Origin of the sequence: Streptomyces sp. UW30 (assembly GCF_008042075.1) — a bacterium.
In the GTDB taxonomy this organism is placed as follows: Bacteria; Actinomycetota; Actinomycetes; order Streptomycetales; family Streptomycetaceae; genus Streptomyces.
On record NZ_RDBN01000179.1, the window covers coordinates 1 to 628 of the forward strand.

Consider the following 628-nt stretch of genomic DNA (forward strand, 5'->3'; position numbering starts at 1 on the left):
TGAGCAGGTGCACGCCGCATACCTGCTGATACGCGACACCATCCTGTTCACCGACCGCCGTCTGATTCTGGTCGACAAGCAGGGCATCACCGGCAAGAAGGTGGAGTACCACTCCATCCCGTACCGCAGCATCACGCACTTCGCGGTGGAGACCGCCGGCACCTTCGACCTGGACGCCGAGCTGAAGATCTGGGTCTCGGGGACGCCGACACCGATCGAGAAGACGTTCACCAAGGGCGTGGACATCTACGAGGTGCAGGCGATCCTTACGCAGTTCGTGGCGAAGTAGCCCGGCCGTCCGGCCCCGCCGAGGTCACCCGCCTCGGCGGGGCCGTCATAATCGGCCCACGATGATCCAGCTCCGCCGCCACCTCCTGACCGACGTCCTCGCGGTCGGCGCCCGCTACCCGCTCGTCCTGGCCGGCGAGTGCGCGGTCCGGGCACACGGCCTGGTCCCCGAGGACACACGGAAGTCGTCCGCGGCGCTCCCGCTGGAACTGGCGACCGAGAACCCCGAGCCGATGGACCGCATCGCGGCCGTGGTCCTGCACGGCCTGACCGAACTCGGCTGGCTGGTACGCCCCCTGGAGACCGACCCGCTCTCCGCCCGCCTCCTGGTCACCGCCCC

General features: G+C 68.9%; 1 protein-coding gene and 1 pseudogene. Both read left to right on the forward strand.

The features are described from left to right. The coding region (locus tag EAO75_RS45420; protein WP_148000960.1) for a PH domain-containing protein at positions 1–289 on the forward strand (289 nt) is incomplete at its 5' end. 61 nt (positions 290–350) lie between these two features. After that, positions 351–628 (forward strand): annotated as a pseudogene (locus EAO75_RS45425) (hypothetical protein); the annotation flags it as partial.